Origin of the sequence: Bacillus sp. XT-2 (assembly GCF_025696525.1) — a bacterium.
Lineage (GTDB): Bacteria > Bacillota > Bacilli > Bacillales > Bacillaceae > Bacillus > Bacillus halotolerans.
Genome location: NZ_JAHVOC010000007.1, coordinates 149,173 through 165,329 on the forward strand (window position 1 = coordinate 149,173; position 16,157 = coordinate 165,329).

Below are 16,157 nucleotides of genomic sequence, written 5' to 3' on the forward strand. Positions count from 1 at the left end.
TGAATAAATCACTTGATTATCTAGGTTGGGGGTAATATTCAAATGTTTCAAAATAATATGAAACAACGAATGAATTGGGAAGATTTTTACGGTCCGAACCTCGGCTATGCGCTGGAGCTTTACGATCAGTACACCCAGGATCCGAACAGCATTGATCCGGATCTGAAGGAAATGTTCGACGAACTCGGAGCTCCTCCAAGCGATATAAAAGAGGCATCGGGAACAAAAGAAAAGGGACGTGTTACAGCCGATCTGATACAAAAGATCGCATCAGCAATCAGACTTGCAGAAGATATACGAACCTATGGCCATTTGAACGCTTCCGTCAATCCGCTCAGAAAGGATGGGAAAAAGAGCGAGCTCTTTCCATTATCCGATTACGGGCTAACAGAAGAGGAAATAAAAGAAATACCTGCGTCGGTCATTTGTAAAGACGCTCCTACAAACATTACGAACGGTTTAGAAGCCATTCAATATTTGCGAAATACGTATAAAAGAACCATCTCATTTGAATTTGATCATGTACACGATTTTAAAGAGCGCGAGTGGCTGACTCAAAAGATTGAATCCGGTGAATTGTTCCAAAAGAACTCAGCCGAAAAGCTGTCAGCTGTGCTGGAGAGACTGATGGAAGTAGAGGGATTCGAGCAATTTTTACACCGGACCTTCGTCGGGCAGAAGCGTTTTTCAATTGAGGGTCTGGACGCTCTCGTTCCAGTGCTTGATGACATAATTGCACAATCTGTCAAATCAGGTACAACGAGCGTCAACATCGGCATGGCGCACAGGGGCCGCCTGAATGTGCTGGCACATGTGCTGGGCAAACCGTATGAAATCATATTCTCAGAATTCCAGCATGCGCCTAACAAAGATCTTGTGCCGTCTGAAGGATCAATCGGCATCAGCTACGGATGGACGGGGGATGTCAAATATCATCTGGGAGCGAACCGTGAGCTTCATGACGCTGAAACGAAGTCAGCGCGCATTACGCTGGCGAATAACCCGAGCCACTTGGAATTTATCAATCCGATTGTTGAAGGCAGCACAAGAGCGGCGCAGGAAACAAGAACACATAGCGGATATCCGGTTCAGGATGAAACAAAATCACTTGCGATTTTAATTCATGGAGACGCTGCGTTCCCGGGGGAAGGAATTGTAGCTGAAACATTGAATTTAAGCTCTTTAAAAGGGTATCAAGTCGGCGGTGCGATTCATATTATCGCCAATAACATGATCGGATTCACAACAGAAAGCGCTGAATCAAGATCAACAAACTATGCCAGTGACCTGGCGAAGGGCTATGAAATTCCGATTGTTCACGTAAATGCGGACGATCCTGAAGCCTGTCTTTCAGCTGTTAAGTTTGCGGTAGAATACCGAAAAACATTCAACAAGGACTTTCTGATTGACTTGATCGGGTACAGACGCTACGGACACAACGAAATGGATGAGCCGTCAACTACTCAGCCGATGCTGTATGACGCTGTAAGAAAGCATCCGACTGTCAAACATATTTTCGCGGAAAAGCTCGTTAAAGAAGGGGTGCTTACCGAGGAAGTTGTTCAAAACATTGAAAAGTCGGTAACGAAACGCATAGAAGACGCTTATCAAAAAGTGCCGGCTAAAAAGGAACATATCGCCAGTGAAATAGAACTTCCGGAACCTGTTTCAAATGGCTTTCCGGATGTAGATACATCTATTGATTTTGATGTGCTCCGCAAGCTGAATGGCGAACTGGTCAATTGGCCGGAGTCGTTTAATGTATTCGGTAAGCTAAAACGCATTTTGGAAAGACGGGCCAAGGCGTTTGATGATGACAGAAAAGTGGAATGGTCATTGGCTGAATCTCTCGCGTTTGCTTCCATTCTGAAAGACGGAACACCGATTCGATTAACAGGACAGGATTCTGAGCGCGGAACGTTTGCTCAAAGAAACCTTGTGCTTCACGACAGTGAGACAGGCAAGGAATTTGTGCCGCTGCACCATTTGTCAGATTGTGACACATCATTTGCGGTTCATAACAGCCCGCTGTCTGAAGGATCTGTACTCGGTTTTGAATACGGCTATAACGTGTATTCACCTGAAACACTTGTCCTTTGGGAAGCGCAGTATGGGGATTTTGCCAATGCTGCTCAAGTGTACTTTGACCAATTTATTTCTGCCGGACGAGCAAAATGGGGCCAAAAATCTGGATTAGTGATGCTGCTGCCGCACGGTTATGAGGGACAGGGCCCTGAGCATTCAAGCGGTAGAATCGAGCGGTTCCTGCAGCTAGCTGCTGAGAATAACTGGACGGTTGCCAACCTGACAAGCGCCGCTCAATATTTTCATATATTAAGAAGACAGGCTAAAATGCTGCTGCGTGAGGAAATTCGTCCGCTCGTCATCATGACGCCGAAGAGCCTTCTGCGCAATCCGAATACCGTTTCTGAAGTGCAGGAGCTCAGTGAAAGCCGCTTCCAGCCTGTTTACGAACAGTCAGGACTTTCTCATGAGTATGAAAAAGTAACGCGGCTCGTATTATCCAGCGGTAAAGTATCTATAGACATCAGCGATCATTTCAACAAGTTAGAAGACGGGAAAGAGTGGCTTCACATTGCGAGAATTGAACAGCTGTATCCATTCCCTGCAAAAGGAGTCAAAGAATTATTTGCAAAGCTTCCGAACCTAAAAGAAATCGTTTGGGTTCAGGAAGAGCCGCAGAACATGGGGGCTTGGAGCTACATCAGCCCTTATTTGACAGAACTTGCACCAGAAGGAGTAAGCGTTCAATATATTGGACGAAGAAGACGATCCAGTCCTGCAGAGGGAGATCCGACAGTTCATAAAAAAGAACAGGAACGTATTGTATCTGATAGCTTGACTCGCAAAAACTAAGGGGGAAATGAAAAAATGGCGGAAATTAAGGTACCTGAATTAGCAGAATCAATCTCAGAAGGAACAATAGCCCAATGGTTAAAGCAGCCCGGTGATTATGTAGAACAGGGTGAATATCTGCTTGAACTTGAAACGGATAAAGTAAATGTTGAATTGACAGCAGAAGAATCGGGTGTTCTTCAAGAGGTATTGAAAGATTCGGGTGATACCGTCCAAGTTGGAGAAATTATCGGTACCATTACAGAAGGCGCGGGTGAAAGTTCTGCCCCTGCTCCTTCAGAGAAGGCTGAAAGCAAAGAAAGTGAAAAAGAAGAAAAGCAAGCTGAACCAGCGGCGCAAGAAGTGAGCCAGGAAGCGCAAACTGAAGCAAAATCAAGAACAATCGCATCTCCTTCTGCACGTAAGCTGGCGAGAGAGAAAGGGATTGACCTGTCTCAGGTTCCGACTGGCGACCCGCTTGGAAGAGTGCGCAAACAGGATGTTGAGGCGTATGAAAAACCGGCTGCGAAACCAGCTCCTCAGCAAAAACAGCAGCCGCAGGCTCAAAAAACACAGCAAAGCTTTGAAAAGCCTGTTGAAGTGCAAAAAATGTCACGCCGCAGACAGACAATCGCAAAACGTCTAGTCGAAGTACAGCAAACATCTGCGATGCTGACTACATTTAATGAAGTTGACATGACGGCTGTTATGAATCTTAGAAAACGCCGCAAAGACCAATTCTTTGAGCAAAATGAAGTGAAGCTCGGCTTTATGTCTTTCTTTACAAAAGCTGTTGTAGCGGCTTTGAAAAAATATCCGCTCTTGAATGCAGAAATTCAAGGCGATGAGCTGATTGTTAAAAAATTCTATGATATCGGAATCGCTGTCGCAGCTGAGGAAGGACTTGTCGTTCCAGTTGTACGTGATGCAGACCGCCTGACATTTGCAGGCATTGAAAAAGAAATCGGCGAGCTTGCGAAAAAAGCGAGAAGCAATAAATTGACCCTTGGTGAGCTGCAAGGAGGCTCATTTACAATTACAAACGGAGGGACTTTCGGTTCACTCATGTCGACACCGATTTTAAACAGCCCTCAAGTTGGTATCCTGGGTATGCATAAGATTCAGCTGCGCCCTGTCGCAATTGATGAAGAACGTTTCGAAAACCGTCCGATGATGTACATTGCATTATCTTATGATCACCGGATCGTAGATGGTAAAGAAGCAGTTGGATTCCTTGTCACAATTAAAAACTTACTAGAAGATCCTGAACAGCTTTTGTTAGAGGGATAAAACAAAAAAGGTACATCACGGATAAACGTGATGTACCTTTTTATATACAATAGAATGTTAAAGAGTCAGTTCTGTGCTGTTTGAATCTTCTTTTGGATTCTTACCTTTTTTAGACCAATATGTAGCGAGCAGGGAGCCCGAAAGGTTGTGCCATACACTGAAAATCGCGCTCGGAACGGCAGATAGCGGTGAAAAATGTGCCGTGGCAAGTGCTGCGCCAAGCCCTGAGTTTTGCATGCCGACTTCAATTGCAATTGCTTTTTGAGACGCATAATCCATTTTTAACAGCTTTGCACATAGAAATCCCAGTAAATATCCAAACCCGTTGTGCAGGATAACTACTGAAAAAATAAGCAAACCTGATTGAAGCAGGTTTTCCCGGTTGCCGCTTACAACAGCTGACACAATGGCAACGATACCGATGACTGAAACAAGCGGCAGGGCATGAACGGCTTTTGCGACCTGTTTTTTGAAAAATATTTTGACGACTAGGCCTGCAATGATTGGAATCAATACAGCCTGCAAAATCGAAATAAATAACGAGCCAGGTGAGACAGGCAGCCATTCCTTGGCAAACAGCATAATCAAAACCGGCGTCAAAACCGGTGCCAACAAGGTGGAAATCGTTGTGACAGCAACAGACAGGGCCGTATTGCCTTTTGCTAAAAATGTCATAACATTAGAGGCAGTTCCACCGGGACAGCAGCCAACGAGAATAACGCCTACCGCGATTTCCGAGGGGAGATGCAGGCCATATGCTAAGCCGAAAGCAACAAGCGGCATAATCGTATATTGGGCAATCACTCCGATAATGACGTACAAAGGTTTTCTGATCAGCTCTTTAAAATCATCGGTTTGCAGTGTTAGCCCCATTCCAAACATAATAATGCCAAGAAAAATCGTAATATAAGAACTGATCCAAGAAAATAATGACGGGAAAGAAAATCCGAGCACGGCAAAAACAATGACCCAGATTCCGAAGGTTTGTCCCGCGAAATGACTTATCTTTCTGATGTTTTCCATAAAAACACTCCTCATACACTGATCAAGAACTCCAGCAGAAATCCTTACAGATTTTTTGGTATTCCCCTATTATAATTAATTTTCTGAATAATTCAATATTGATAGATTGACTGTGATCTGATATATTCATGGAGATAGATGATAAATATATTATGTAAACTAATCAAAATATTCTTGACTATATAGGTAGATATTCTTACAATGAACCTTTAAACTGTTTTGGAAAATAGGAGTGATAGGGTGAAGGAAGCTAATCAATGGTCTTCGAAGCTGGGCTTTATTTTAGCTGCGGCTGGATCGGCTATCGGTCTCGGTGCAATATGGAAATTCCCATATGTAGCAGGCACCAGCGGAGGAGGCGCGTTTTTATTTATTTTTATTTTATTTACAATTTTAATCGGACTGCCATTATTGCTTGGTGAATTCATCATAGGCAGAAAAACACAGCAAGATGCCGTCCAATCCTATAAATCTCTTGCTCCAGGGTCTAAGTGGCATTGGATAGGCTATTTGGGCATGGCGACGTGCTTTATTCTGTTATCATTCTACAGCGTAGTCGGCGGATGGATTTTAAATTACATTTTTAAAGGCTTTACCGGCGGTTTATCGCATACGTCAGGATTTGATACGCTGTTTGCGAATACTATTTCAAATCCTTATTTGGCTGTAGGAGGCCAGCTGCTGTTTATGCTGGTCACAATTTTGGTTGTCGCAAAAGGTGTAAGCAGCGGAATTGAAAAAGCAAGCCAAATTTTAATGCCGGCGCTTTTTATATTATTTATCATTTTAATGGTGCGTTCAGTTACACTTCATGGAGCGATAGAAGGTATTAAGTTTTTCCTGACACCTGATATCTCTGCGATTGACGCCAATACGATATTATATGCGATGGGCCAGTCCTTCTTCTTATTAAGTGTCGGTGTATCTGTAATGGTAACGTATAGTGCTTATCTAGAGAAACAAGAAAATCTGGTGCAGTCTGCTGTATCTGTTACGGTTTTGAATGTCCTTGTCGCCATTATGGCGGGCATCGCGATCTTTCCAGCTGTTTTTTCATTCGGTCTCAAACCGGATCAAGGTCCTGTTCTGTTATTTAATGTGCTGCCGACTGTGTTTAATCAAATGCCGTTCGGAATTGTCTTTTTATTAGCATTTTTAATTCTATTTTTATTTGCGGCACTGACCTCTGCGTTTTCAATGCTTGAAATTTTGGTCGCTGTGCTTTCTAAAGGCGATGTTAGTAAAAGAAAACGATTTGCCTGGATCGGCGGGATTGCTATCTTTCTGGTCGGCGTACCGTCTGCGTTATCATACGGGGTTTTAAGTGATGTTACCATTTTTCACATGTCTATTTTTGACGCAGCTGATTTTCTGGTCAGCAATATTTTAATGCCGTTAGGAGCGTTATTGATTTCTATCTTTGTACCGTTAAAAATACCGAAAGAGGATTTGTTTAACGAGCTGAAAAGCGGCTCAAATCTCAAGCGAAAGTGGTTTGCGGTTTGGCTTCTGCTGATACGTTATCTTTCACCTGTTGCAATCATTATTGTATTTTTACATGTATTAGGTGTTTTTTAAAAAATGAAGCCCCCTGGAAAAGGGGGCTTTTTTAATAGAGTTTCCATACAACTTCTTTTGCCTGTTCAAAACGTTTTTCGGCTTCACGCCAATCGACTACGTTCCACCAATGATCAACATAGCTCCCGCGGTCATTTTTATATTGCAAATAGTAAGCATGTTCCCATACATCAAGCGGCAAAAGAGGGATAACATCCCACTGGCTGAAGTGCTGGTGCTTCTCTGCGGCTAAAATCTCAAGCCGTCCGGAACGAGGGGACCAGACAAGAATGGCCCACCCGACACCCTCCACTTTTTTTGCAGCTTGGGTAAAATGCTCCTTAAAGGCCGAATAGCTTCCAAATGAAAGATCGATCATTTGAAACAATGCTCCAGTAGGACGTCTTTTTCCGTTTGGATGCATAGAAAACCAAAAAATACTGTGCAAATAATGGCCAGCTCCATGAAATGCCAGCTCTCTTTCCCAATGAGTGATCAAGTCATAGTTCTTTGAAGCTCTGGCATTCTTAAGCTCCAATTCTGCTTTATTCAGTCCGTCAACATAGCTTTGATGATGCTTTGTATGATGAAGCACCATAATATCACGCGAAATATAAGGTTCTAAAGCGGAGTACTTGTACGGAAGCTTTGGGAGAACATGTTTTCCTATAGGAACGAAGGCACGTCTTTCACCTGTTTCTTCTGATTGTGTAATATCACGATAGAGTGTGGCGGCCTGCTGATACCACTCTTCTTCTGTCGTCTGGTCATCCTCCAGCGCTTCAATCATCTTTTCGATTTGATCCTCAAATTGATCAAGCTGTCCTCGTTTTTGAATCTGATCTTTTAAGGCTTCACACCAATTGAACATCTCGGTTTGATAAGATTCACGTTTCATTTGCTGTCTCCTTTTCAATAGAATTCAAATACTTGCTGACAGCCAGCAAAGGGAACACATAAGGATAACTATGGTACCGAATATAAAATTGCTTTGGCAGCCCGATTCCCACTGGATAAGTCAAGCTTCTACCGTCATGAGAACTGCTGTCCATGAGGTAGTTCATTCCTTTTACAATTGCTGGATGACTGGGTTTTTCATATTGCAATAAAGCATCTAAAGCCCAGGCAGTTTGTATAATGGTTCCTTCTTTAAGCGGCACATAGGTTTTGACCTCAGCGCTTTTGCAGGATTCACCCCAGCTGCCGTCATCATTTTGTACGGTTTTGAGCCACCGGATTGCCTTTTGTATCGAAGGATGTGTTCGAACAACTCCGCAGGCGTGCATACCGGTCAAGGCAGCCCATGTGCCATAAATGTAGCAAACACCCCATCGTCCGTACCAAGATCCATTACGTTCCTGGTTTTCAAAAAGCCAGTTCACAGCACGCTGAATGTGGTGATGTTTAACTGAAAAGCCAGCTTTTTCACCTAAAAAGTGCAGCACACGCCCGGTAAGGTCGGCGGTTGAGGGATCAACAGCCGCATCCTCGGCGGATTCAAGCGGGAGGTGGCGGATAAGAGGGTGGTTCACATTTTTTTCAAAGGCGGAAAACCCTCCATCATTGTTCTGCATCGATAAAAGCCAAGCCACACCTCGCTCCCAAGAAGAAGGAGAGAAGTTGCGGGGAATTGCTTTTAAGACGGCTGCGGTGTCGTCACAATCAGGATTATTCGTGTTAATATTTGAAAATCCCCAGCCGCCTGGAGATACATTTGGATTTTTGACAGACCAATCTGCTATCTTCGTATGCTGCCGCTTTTGTAAAAAAGAAGCGGCTTTTGTAATTGGACCGTCTGTTTCGGCAACGCCGTTTTGCTGGAGCGCATAGGTGATTAATGCAGTATCCCAAACAGTGGATGTGGAATTTTCTAAGTAAGGAATGCCGCCGCATTCAGTCACCAATGCTTTGATGCCATTTATTGCCCTTCGGATGACCGGTGAATGGCGTGACACACCAAGTGACAGAAGGCTGTATACCATAAATATTGTGGCGCTTGCATAACTGTACAGTGTGCCGTCTTCTTCAATCCGGTCAAGCATATACGTTTTAGCTGTGTGTAAGCCCAGCTCCTGAAGAGCAAAGGGTGCACGAAAAATGCGCTTCCAATGAGTCAGAACAGAAGAGAGGTCTCGCTCCTCGAAAGCATCGGAACGGAGCCAAGTCAAAGGATTTTTTGTCATGTGCGGGTCGAGGTGGCGGAGAGATTGAATTTTGCGGTTTTTTAGTGTGAATCGCTGATTGAGTGTTACGGCCATTGGAGCAAAGTGTATACGGGCATATGTGCTGAACTGATAAAAATGAACCGGGAATGTTGGGGGAATTGCTAAAAGCGACAATGGCAAATATAAAGCGGGCCAAGGGTAAAGGCCATTTGCTGCAAGCATCCATTTTGTCATAAAATGAATATTTCTCAAGCCGCCATGTGATGCAATGAATTGTTCAGCTTTTTTCATGTGCGGATCAGTTCGATGGCAGCATCCTGAAGCCAGCATTCCGACATATCCTTGGACGGTAGCTATTATATTGCCGTCTGTTTCGTCAGGAAAATTGTTAAACGTTCCGTCTGGCTGCTGATTTTCGCGAATGCCGGCTGCAAGCGCCGAAATGAGTTCTTTTTCATTTTCACCTTCATCAAGTGAGGTGAGGAGCTGAATAAAAAAAGAATTCGTCATGATTGGCCCTTCAAAGCAAAATGTCCAAGAACCGTCATCATTTTGCCTATCTTTCAGCTCTGAAATGGTGTTTTGCTGATAGCGCCTCACCTTCTCCTGAAGTGTGCTCATCCCGCTCAACTCCTTCAGAAGATATATATTCACCTGCTTTTGCCGCCATTACTGAAAGAAAAAAACTGCTGGCTGGCAGCAGTTTTTTTGAAAAACCGTTTAGTCCTCAAGATTAATCCATACACTCTTGACTTCTGTGTAGTTATCTAGAGCATAGGAGCCCATTTCTCTTCCGAGTCCGGATTGTTTATAACCGCCGAATGGGGAAGCTGCGTCAAACACATTATAGCAGTTTACCCAGATAGTCCCGGCTTGAAGACGATCTGCGATATAATGGGCTTGTTTTACATTCTCGGTCCATAGTCCGGCAGCAAGTCCGTATTCAGAATGGTTAGCTCGTTCAATGACTTCGTCCACTGTTTCATATGGTATGGCCGTCAGGACTGGTCCGAAAATTTCTTCTTTAGCGATGGTCATATCGTCTTCCACATTCGCAAACACAGTCGGCGCGACAAAGTATCCTTCTTCATAAGGGCAGCTTCCGCCAGTGACAGCTTTAGCTCCTTCATCTTTCCCTTTTTGAATATAAGAAAGAACGCGTTCATGCTGCTCCTTGCTCACGAGCGGGCCGATTTGGGTATCTTTATGAAGTCCGGCTCCTTGGCGGAGTGATTCAGCATAAGACACCATCTCATTGACAACTTCATCATACTGGTCTTTATGAATAAAGACGCGTGAGCCCGCACAGCAGACTTGGCCTTGGTTAAACATGACACCGTTTAAAGCGCCTGGAATGGCTTTTTTCAAATTCGCATCCGGGAGCAGGATATTAGGTGATTTTCCGCCCAGTTCCAGGGTGACCCGCTTAATGCTTTTTGCCGCTGTGCCCATGATTTTCTTTCCGATTTCTGTTGATCCGGTAAAGGCAATTTTATCAACCGCTTCATGGTTGGTAAGTGCTTCTCCCGCATCCTCACCGAATCCCGGAATGATATTGATGACACCGTCGGGGAAACCTGCTTTATCAATTAACTCAGCCAAATAAAGAGCTGAAAGCGAGGTTTGCTCAGCAGGCTTAAGCACAATGGTACAGCCGGTTGCAAGAGCCGCACCCATTTTCCACATCGCCATAAGAAGCGGGAAATTCCATGGGATGATTTGCCCGACGACGCCGACAGGCTCATGGCGTGTGTAATTAAAATAGGAGCCGGAAACAGGGATTGTCTGCCCTGTTATTTTTGTACACCAGCCTGCGTAATAGCGCATATGCTCAATAGCCAGCGGAATATCTCCATTTGTTGTTTCGTTTATTGGTTTTCCGTTATCAAGGGTTTCAAGCTGGGCAAGCTCAGTTTTATGCTCTTCCATTAAATCTGCCAGCTTATACATCAGTCTGCTTCTCGATGCTGGAGACATTGTTCTCCACTCGCCTTGATCAAAGGCTTTGCGGGCAGCTTTAACGGCTTTGTCCACATCCTCTGCCTGGGCTTCATACAGCGTCATTAAGGTTTCGCCTGTCGCCGGGTTGGGCGTGTCAAAGGTTGCCCCTGAGGCACTCGGAACAAACTTTCCATCAATATAAAGCTTCTTTGTTCCCTGTAAAAATGTCTCCAGCCTTTTACTCACTTGCATCGTTAAAGAACTCATTCGTAACAAACCTCCAGTCATTTTTATGGTCTGTTCTGAGATTCTTGGTGATAGTATGGATATTGCTTCATTGAAGAGCAGGAATTAGCTGCGATCGTTACTGTGGAAGTAAGCGTATACAAACATTCTATACTAGAAAACAAGGCAAAATCAATGAATAACCGATATTGCAATTTACAAAAGAAAAAAGCTACAATAGGCTTATAGACAAGTAAAGGAGATTTCATCATGATACATAAAAATTGGCTTGAAAAAGAAACCATTAAAAAAGTAAAGTGTGTTCAGACAAACGCAAAAAAATACATTGTAAATCGCGTATTAACTCCAGGGAAAGAATATGAAGTGAAGAATGAAACAGAGGAATTTCTGTTTGTCGTCGATAATACAAATAAAATCGGCGGTTACTATAAAGAATATTTTGAAGAGGTATAATCACCGATCGAATTCCTGAGGGAGAAGAAACAGAAGATGTCACAATTGAAGATACGGATGGTTATGCAAAGGACCGCAGCTAAGCTGCGGTTCTTCTTTGATTCAAAAAGGGAAAATAAAACAGATACACAAAAGAAACATTAAAAAACTCATTTTTCAAAAAATATTTACGGAAAATGAAACTTTTTTCTCTTTTGGTGCGTACTACATGATGACAACAATTCAAAAGACAAGAAACAAATCAAAAATTTGAAAAATGTAATCTGTTCGTAATGGTTTAAATGTCTTCTATGTCGTATTCTTATATAGGGATAAAGGACTTATTTTATTTAATGTAATCTCGTCATAAGAAAAATAGATAAATGCAGAAAGAGGGGTTCTTCATTGGGTATTTTTTCTGTTAGCAGATCAACTGACGCAAAGAAGCTTGAAGCTTTGCTCGTTGAAGGGGAAAGAATAGAATCGATTTATAAGCTCCGGGTTGACCAAATTTGCTTTACAAACAAACGTATCATTTTCTTTGATAATAAGGTGTTTTCTAAAAAGAAGGTTCGTGTATTTCTTCCATATAAAACGATTGAAAGCTTTGCCATTCAAGAAGCGGGAATGTTTGATCCCGATACTGGACTTTTATTAATGACAAGAAGCAAAACCTTTGAATTAGAATTTGCGAAAGATACCGATTTAAGCGAAGTGCAAGCGGTGCTGACAAAGTATTTATGCAGCTGAATAAAACTGACTGAGGCCAGCCGTCCCAAAGAATGGTTTGGCTTTTTTTGTGCCATAAAAACGCTTTTTTGGTTTGTCAGTATTCAAAACTGGGAACAGAGAAAAAAAAGGAGAGGATACACATGGCACTGACTAAAGAACAAACTCAGCATCTCTACCATAAATTGCTTGATATGCAAAAAGAATTGTCTGGCGAAAAAAAGAAAACACAATCAATGACTGAAGAAGTAGGAGAGCTGTCTAATGGGGTCGATAACCATATGGCTGACCACGGAACGCTTGTAACAGACCGCATGACAGACCAAACGGTAAAAGAAATAGACCGGGAACTTTTGGAGGAGGTTAATCAGGCTTTACAAAAGATAAAAGACGGAACGTACGGCATTTGTGAAAAAACAGGTCAAGACATTCCGTACGAAAGATTGGAAGCTGTTCCGTACGCAAAAATGACAGTGGAAGCCCAAGCTGATGTAGAGGACGATTTGGAAACGGATGCTCCGTCATTCGAAAGGGAGTTTCATGAACAGGTCAAAGATCTATCTAATAAAGAAACAATTGATCAAAAAAGCTCTCAAACGTATGAGATTTTAGACCGTGAGCAGGATTCAAACTGAAAATGGCAAGCAAGTACACCGATATGAAGTGTACTTGCTTTTTTTTATGAAAAAAATCTCATATTCGAAATAAAGTGATTGACTTTGCATAAAAAAGAAAGTAACATACTATTTGTAAGTTAATATAAAAAGTTTACCGGGAGGAATACAAATGTCTACAGTTTTATTTGTAAAATCAAGTGACCGTACAGCTGAAGAAGGTGTTTCAGTTAAACTATACGAAGCATTTCTAACTGCATATAAAGAAAACAACCCTAATGATGAAGTGATTGAATTAGATCTTCATAAAGAAAACCTTCCTTACCTTGGAAGAGATATGATTAATGGAACATTTAAAGCAGGTCAAGGTATGGAAATGACTGAGGAAGAGAAAAAACAAGCTGCAACAGCTGACAAATATCTGAACCAATTTGTAAAAGCTGATAAAGTGGTGTTCGCATTCCCGCTTTGGAACTTCACAGTGCCAGCAGTGCTTCATACTTATGTGGATTACCTGTCTCGCGCAGGCGTTACATTCAAATACACACAAGAAGGACCAGTTGGTTTAATGGGCGGCAAAAAAGTTGCACTTCTTAACGCGCGCGGCGGCGTTTATTCAGAAGGGCCAATGGCTTCACTAGAAATGTCATTAAACTTCATGAAAACAGTTCTTGGTTTCTGGGGTGTTCAAGACTTGCACACAGTTATCATCGAGGGACATAACGCAGCTCCTGATAAAGCACAAGAAATTGTTGAAAAAGGTTTACAAGAAGCGAAAGAGCTTGCTGTTAAATTTTAATGAATGAAGACTCCTATCCGTGAGATAGGAGTTTTTTTGCGTGTACATATTATATAGAAGAAAGTGATGACTTCTTGCCGCCAAAAAACGCCGTTTTTTTATCGTAATATATTTTTTGTTTGTCGAGTTATTAGATATACTAGCGAAAAAAACAGTTTTATGGACGCAAAAAAGTTTTTCTGAACAATTGATCTACCCCTTGATTAAATATGTCCGATGGTGTACTATATAAAAGAAGCTACTTTGTACGTATTGTTAATTAAGTTTTAACCTTTAAGCTGTAATAGGGAGTTTTATATCGAAGCCGGAATGTCATGCCTCCATTGTAGAGGACGACAGGAACGTTTCTGCAAACACCCACTTTGAGGAGTGGTGGTTTAAAACTTTCTTACTTGCATACGGCAAGATGTAGCGAAAGTCATTTCCTTTATGGAAATGGCTTTTTATTTTATCTGAAAAAGGATTTTTATATCGAAAATTCAATTTCCATCCGAGAAGAAATGCAGGGTTATTTTTTGTGATATGATGGGAGAAATTGAAGGAAAAGCGAGGGTTACACGTTATGTTACATAAAGCCCAATCTCTTTTGTCGCATTATTTCGGCTATGAAAAGCTGCGCAGAGGGCAGGAGGAAGCCATCCGTTCGGTGACAGAAGCGAGACAAAACACGGCCTGCATCATGCCGACGGGCGGGGGGAAATCAATTTGCTATCAAATTCCGGCTTTGATATTTGAAGGAACAACTATTGTCATTTCACCGTTAATTTCCTTAATGAAGGATCAGGTTGATGCTCTTGAAGAAGCGGGAATCAAAGCCGCTTACATCAACAGTTCGCAAACCAATCAAGAAATATATGAAAGGCTGAACGGCCTGAAAGAAGGGGCCTATAAGCTTTTTTATATTACACCAGAGCGGTTAACCTCAACAGAATTTATTCGTATTTTGCAAAGCATTGTCGTTCCTTTAGTAGCAATAGATGAAGCGCACTGTATTTCTCAATGGGGCCATGATTTCAGGCCAAGCTACAGAAACATTGAAATTCTGTTTCGTGAGTTAAATGACAAACCCGTCATCATGGCATTAACGGCAACAGCAACACCTGAGGTGCATGATGATATATGCAGCCAGCTGCATATTCAAAAAGAAAACACGGTGTATACCGGTTTCTTCCGTGATAATCTGACTTTAAAAGTTGCAAAAGGGGAAAACAAAGATCGTTTTATTGAAGAGTATGTAAAAAGAAACAAACATGAAGCAGGCATTATCTATACCGCGACAAGAAAAGAAGCAGATCGGATATATGAGCGATTAAAACGAAATCAGGTCAGCGCAGGGCGGTATCACGGGGGCTTACAGGACGAAGTCAGAAAAGAACAGCAGGAAAGGTTTCTGAACGATGAGCTGCAGGTCATGGTTGCCACATCTGCTTTCGGCATGGGCATCGATAAATCAAATATCAGGTTTGTTCTTCATGCACAAATCCCGAAAGATATGGAAAGCTACTATCAGGAGGCAGGACGAGCTGGCCGGGATGGCCTCGACAGTGAATGTGTGCTTTTATTTTCTCCGCAGGATATTATGGTACAGCGCTTTTTAATCGAGCAATCGGAAAATGAAGAGAAGCAAAAGCAGGACTTGAAAAAACTGCGGCAAATGGTTGACTACTGCCATACGGAAGATTGTCTGCAGCGATTTATTCTGATGTATTTCGGAGAAACGCAGCCTGAAGCCTGCGGACAGTGCGGAAACTGCACAGATACAAGAACAGTCCATGACGTGACGAGAGAAGCGCAGATGGTCTTATCGTGTATCATTCGCATGAATGAACGTTTTGGGAAGACGATGGTTGCGCAGGTGCTCGCTGGATCAAAAAATAAAAAAGTACTCGAAAACGGCTTTAGCAGCCTTTCAACATACGGAATATTAAAGCACCGATCAGTCGGTGAAATCAGCGACTTCATTGAATTTCTGATCGCTGACGACTTTATTAGGATGTCAGATGGAACATTTCCGACTCTTTTTGTAAGCGGCAAAGGGAGAAATGTGCTGAGAGGCGAATTATCGGTAGCGAGAAAAGAAGCATTAAAAGCAGAAGCCATTACGGAAAATGACGAGCTATTTGAACGGCTGCGCACCTTACGCAAGCAAATTGCGGCGGAGCAGGGTGTTCCACCTTTTGTCGTTTTTTCTGATCAGACGCTGAAAGATATGTCAGGAAAACAGCCTGTAAATGATGAGGAACTTTTGTCTATAAAAGGAGTCGGAGAACAAAAAAGAGCAAAATATGGCCGGCTTTTTTTAGAAGAAATACAAGCTTATGTACAGGTGACAGACTCAAAAAAAGCATAAATCAACCTTTTTTCTTTGAAAAACACATTTTCTTTTCTTTTTTTTGACCCAAACTTAAAAGACTTGAAAAGCCTATTATATCAAGGGTTCAGTAAGACTTTCCAACGGAGAGAAATCCTTCATGTAAAGGAACTGTAATCTAAATCATATCTTTT

Annotated in this window: 12 protein-coding genes and 1 other RNA gene; 9 read left to right on the forward strand and 4 right to left on the reverse strand. The window is 42.4% G+C overall.

The genetic code is table 11. The features are described 5' to 3' along the window. Positions 1-42 precede the first annotated feature (42 nt). On the forward strand, positions 43-2,877 hold the full coding sequence (gene sucA, locus KXD37_RS17860) for a 2-oxoglutarate dehydrogenase E1 component (protein ID WP_106021282.1): 2,835 nt from the start codon (positions 43-45) through the stop codon (positions 2,875-2,877). Positions 2,878-2,892: 15 nt separating this feature from the next. Beyond that, positions 2,893-4,146: a 2-oxoglutarate dehydrogenase complex dihydrolipoyllysine-residue succinyltransferase gene (odhB, locus tag KXD37_RS17865; RefSeq protein ID WP_059293272.1), complete on the forward strand. Its 1,254-nt coding sequence runs from the start codon at positions 2,893-2,895 to the stop codon at positions 4,144-4,146. Between the two features lie 57 nt (positions 4,147-4,203). On the opposite strand, the gene KXD37_RS17870 is transcribed toward odhB, so the two are convergent. Then, on the reverse strand, positions 4,204-5,169 hold the full coding sequence (locus KXD37_RS17870) for a bile acid:sodium symporter family transporter (RefSeq protein WP_101860559.1): 966 nt from the start codon (positions 5,167-5,169) through the stop codon (positions 4,204-4,206). Between the two features lie 240 nt (positions 5,170-5,409). On the opposite strand from KXD37_RS17870, the gene KXD37_RS17875 reads away from it, so the two are divergent. After that, positions 5,410-6,747 (forward strand): sodium-dependent transporter, encoded by a 1,338-nt coding sequence (locus KXD37_RS17875; protein WP_095713102.1) that lies wholly within the window; start codon positions 5,410-5,412, stop codon positions 6,745-6,747. 31 nt (positions 6,748-6,778) lie between these two features. On the opposite strand, the gene KXD37_RS17880 is transcribed toward KXD37_RS17875, so the two are convergent. The 3 genes from KXD37_RS17880 to dhaS form a co-directional block, all read right to left on the reverse strand. Next, positions 6,779-7,624 (reverse strand): superoxide dismutase, encoded by an 846-nt coding sequence (locus tag KXD37_RS17880; RefSeq protein WP_105955027.1) that lies wholly within the window; start codon positions 7,622-7,624, stop codon positions 6,779-6,781. Further along, the gene (locus KXD37_RS17885) at positions 7,614-9,512 is read right to left on the reverse strand and encodes a prenyltransferase/squalene oxidase repeat-containing protein (protein ID WP_255002756.1); all 1,899 of its coding nucleotides are present in this window, start codon (positions 9,510-9,512) and stop codon (positions 7,614-7,616) included. The genes KXD37_RS17880 and KXD37_RS17885 overlap by 11 nt, the downstream gene beginning before the upstream one ends. 99 nt (positions 9,513-9,611) lie before the next feature. Next, positions 9,612-11,099, reverse strand: a complete 1,488-nt coding sequence (gene dhaS, locus KXD37_RS17890; protein ID WP_255002755.1) for an aldehyde dehydrogenase DhaS — start codon at positions 11,097-11,099, stop codon at positions 9,612-9,614. Between the two features lie 228 nt (positions 11,100-11,327). Here dhaS and KXD37_RS17895 point away from each other — a divergent pair, with 228 nt between their 5' ends. The 6 genes from KXD37_RS17895 to recQ all read left to right on the forward strand — a co-directional run bounded on the left by KXD37_RS17895 (position 11,328) and on the right by recQ (position 16,002). Further along, positions 11,328-11,531: a DUF6501 family protein gene (locus tag KXD37_RS17895; RefSeq protein WP_024121722.1), complete on the forward strand. Its 204-nt coding sequence runs from the start codon at positions 11,328-11,330 to the stop codon at positions 11,529-11,531. Positions 11,532-11,915: 384 nt separating this feature from the next. Further along, complete coding sequence (locus tag KXD37_RS17900; protein ID WP_024121720.1) at positions 11,916-12,260, forward strand: PH domain-containing protein; 345 nt, start codon at positions 11,916-11,918, stop codon at positions 12,258-12,260. A 122-nt stretch (positions 12,261-12,382) separates the two neighbouring features. Next, positions 12,383-12,874, forward strand: a complete 492-nt coding sequence (locus KXD37_RS17905; protein WP_255002754.1) for a TraR/DksA family transcriptional regulator — start codon at positions 12,383-12,385, stop codon at positions 12,872-12,874. 151 nt (positions 12,875-13,025) lie between these two features. Next, positions 13,026-13,652 carry an FMN-dependent NADH-azoreductase AzoJ gene (gene azoJ / locus KXD37_RS17910; RefSeq protein ID WP_255002752.1) on the forward strand — a complete coding sequence of 209 codons (627 nt, stop codon included), beginning with the start codon at positions 13,026-13,028 and terminating at the stop codon, positions 13,650-13,652. A 232-nt stretch (positions 13,653-13,884) separates the two neighbouring features. Then, positions 13,885-14,071, forward strand: a non-coding RNA gene (gene ssrS / locus KXD37_RS17915) — 6S RNA. 143 nt (positions 14,072-14,214) lie between these two features. Continuing rightward, a complete protein-coding gene (gene recQ, locus KXD37_RS17920) occupies positions 14,215-16,002 on the forward strand; it encodes a DNA helicase RecQ (protein ID WP_263463391.1) in 1,788 nt (595 codons plus the stop codon). Positions 16,003-16,157: the final 155 nt, after the last annotated feature.

Coding starts and splice junctions, on each gene's coding strand:
- odhB (WP_059293272.1), top strand. CDS start 2,893: ATGGCGGAAATTAAGGTACCTGAATTAGCAGAATCAATCTCAGAAGGA.
- KXD37_RS17885 (WP_255002756.1), bottom strand. CDS start 9,512: ATGAGCACACTTCAGGAGAAGGTGAGGCGCTATCAGCAAAACACCATT.
- sucA (WP_106021282.1), top strand. CDS start 43: ATGTTTCAAAATAATATGAAACAACGAATGAATTGGGAAGATTTTTAC.
- KXD37_RS17895 (WP_024121722.1), top strand. CDS start 11,328: ATGATACATAAAAATTGGCTTGAAAAAGAAACCATTAAAAAAGTAAAG.
- azoJ (WP_255002752.1), top strand. CDS start 13,026: ATGTCTACAGTTTTATTTGTAAAATCAAGTGACCGTACAGCTGAAGAA.
- KXD37_RS17905 (WP_255002754.1), top strand. CDS start 12,383: ATGGCACTGACTAAAGAACAAACTCAGCATCTCTACCATAAATTGCTT.
- recQ (WP_263463391.1), top strand. CDS start 14,215: ATGTTACATAAAGCCCAATCTCTTTTGTCGCATTATTTCGGCTATGAA.
- KXD37_RS17880 (WP_105955027.1), bottom strand. CDS start 7,624: ATGAAACGTGAATCTTATCAAACCGAGATGTTCAATTGGTGTGAAGCC.
- dhaS (WP_255002755.1), bottom strand. CDS start 11,099: ATGAGTTCTTTAACGATGCAAGTGAGTAAAAGGCTGGAGACATTTTTA.
- KXD37_RS17870 (WP_101860559.1), bottom strand. CDS start 5,169: ATGGAAAACATCAGAAAGATAAGTCATTTCGCGGGACAAACCTTCGGA.